Here is a 2,291-nt window from a genome sequence, read left to right as displayed (position 1 = left end):
GCGGGGCGGGCCCTTCCGGGGACTGAACTTTTTGCGGCAGCCCTGGTCCACGGTTTGCGTGCCCCGTACTTGCCACAAAAAGTTTTTACGTCCCCTCCAGGGCCCGCCCCGCTCCCGCCCCACCCCCTCGTGCCGTTTCAACACCTTGTCTAGAGTGGGCCGGATGATCAGGCTTGCGGGTGTGGCTGCGGGTGTTGCGGGCGGGGTTTACGAGGTTCTGCGGCGGCGCAAGCCCGGTGGCCGTCCGGTGTGGGAGCGGACCAACCATGCCGGGCGCGTTGTCGATTTGTGTGCCGGTCCTGCGGCGGCTGCGGGTGTTCTGGCGGGCTTCTCCTCCCTGCCTCCGCGGGTTCGGGGGGCCGGGGCGTTGGCCGTCGTGGCCTCGGCCGTCTGCGGTGCCTACGACGATCATGCGGGGGCCGGGGATCCCCGGCGGGGGGTCCGGGCCCACCTTGCCGCTTTGCGGGAGGGGGAGGTGACCAGCGGGGGCGTCAAGCTCCTCGGGATCGGTGCCGCCGGACTTGTGGCCGGGGCGGTGCTCCGGGAACGGGCGGTCGACAAGGTTCTCGCCGGTGTCGTCATCGCCGGTTCCGCGCATCTGGTGAATCTGCTGGACGTACGGCCGGGCCGGGCCGCCGGTGCCGTCGTGGCCCTCGGACTGCCCGGGGTGGCAAGGGGAGTCGGGGCGGCCGCCGCCCCCGTCGGAGCCGCGGCCGCCCTGCTGAAGGACGACCTCGCCGCGCGCACCACGCTCGGCGACACCGGCGCGCACGCCCTCGGCGCCGGGCTCGGGACGGCCGTGGTGGCCGGCAACGGGCGTACGGGGCTGGCGTTGCACGCGGCCGCGCTGGTGGCCGTGGCCCTGGTCATGGAGGTCAAGAGTCCCCAAAGCGGGTGAATCCATTGATGTACGGGCGAGGTAGGGCGCCCGACCCTCGGTACGGCGGTGCCGGGATGTCGGCGGGGGCTGGCATCCTGGGCGCAGCACCTCGCCGTACGCCTCTGCCCGACGACGACCCAGGAGCTTCCCCCGCGTGAGCAGCACACCGGCCCGGCCGCCCCTGCACGCCGTTCAAGTCCTGGGCAGCGGGAGCGCCGGGAGCGGGGCACACGTACGGTCGCTCGCGGCCGGGCTCGTGGCGCACGGGCTGCGGGTGACGGTGTGCGCACCGCCGCGGACGGGCGAGGAGTTCGGAATCCCGGACTCCGGCGCCGCGTTCGCCCCGCTCCGCCCGGGAACGGACGCACTGGCCGTCGCGGACATCCGCGCGCTCGGCGAGGGCGCGGACGTCGTGCACGCACACGGCCTGAAGTCCGGGGTGCTGGCGGCGCTCGCACTGCGCGGCCGTCCGACACCGCTGGTGGTCACCTGGCACACCCGGGTGCATGCCGCAGGCGCACGCGCCCACGTCGTACGGCTGATGGAGCGCCGTGCCGTGCGCACCGCGGCAGTGGTGCTGGGCGCCTCGTCGGAGCTCGTGGACCAGGCGCGGCTGCGCGGGGCGCGCGACGCCCGGCTGGCGCCGGTGGCGGTGCCGGCCCCGCGGCCCGTACCGGATCCCGAGCCGGACGACACCCTGCGCCTCAAGGCGCGCGCCGAACTGGGCGCAGTGGCAAGGCCGTTGCTGGTGACCGTAGGCCGCCTGGAACCCGGTCAGGGTTACGGACTCCTCCTGGACGCCGCCCGGATCTGGCGTGAAATGGACCCCGAACCACTGCTGATCGTCGCGGGCGAGGGCCGTGAACGCCCGGAACTGCAGCACAGGATCGAGTCGGAAGGCCTGCCGGTACAGCTGGTGGGACGACGCGACGACGTACCGGAGTTGCTGTCGGTGGCCGACGTGGCGATCCTGCCGGGCTGTTGGGAAGCGAGGTCGCTCCTCGCCCAGGAGGCGCTCCATGCGGGGGTGCCGCTGGTCGCGGTGGAAGCGCGCGGGGTGCCGGAACTCGTGGGCGACGCGGCCGAACTGGTCCCCTGCGGTGACGCGGCGGCGCTGGCCGACGCGGTGACCAGACTGCTGGAGGACCCCCTCCGATGCGACCGACTGGTACGAGCCGGGCGCCGCCAGGCGGCGAGTTGGCCGTCGGAGGACGACACGGTGGCCCACGTTCTGAGCGTGTACGACGAACTGAGCCGGCGCAACTGACCACGGGCGCGAGGGGGTGGGGTGGGAGCGGGGCGGGCCCTGGAGAGGGACGTAAAAACTTTTTGTGGCAAGTGCGGGGCGCCCCACCCGTGGACCAGGGCTGCCGCAAAAAGTTCAGTCCCCGGAAGGGCCCGCCCCGCTCCC

Annotated in this window: 2 protein-coding genes; both read left to right on the top strand. The window is 73.6% G+C overall.

Annotation, left to right across the window (positions count from 1 at the left end; genetic code table 11):
* Positions 1–475: 475 nt before the first annotated feature.
* Positions 476–898: a hypothetical protein gene (locus ACLHRZ_RS34345; protein ID WP_490422542.1), complete on the top strand. Its 423-nt coding sequence runs from the start codon at positions 476–478 to the stop codon at positions 896–898.
* Positions 899–1,034: 136 nt separating this feature from the next.
* Positions 1,035–2,147, top strand: coding sequence for a glycosyltransferase family 4 protein (locus ACLHRZ_RS34340; protein ID WP_490422541.1), 1,113 nt, complete (start codon positions 1,035–1,037; stop codon positions 2,145–2,147).
* The last annotated feature ends 144 nt before the right edge of the window (positions 2,148–2,291 follow it).

The sequence above is a fragment of the Streptomyces sp. AM25 genome (genome assembly GCF_058146165.1).
The sequence above is the reverse complement of the archived record's forward strand: the minus strand, read 5'-3'. Positions and strand labels throughout refer to the sequence as shown.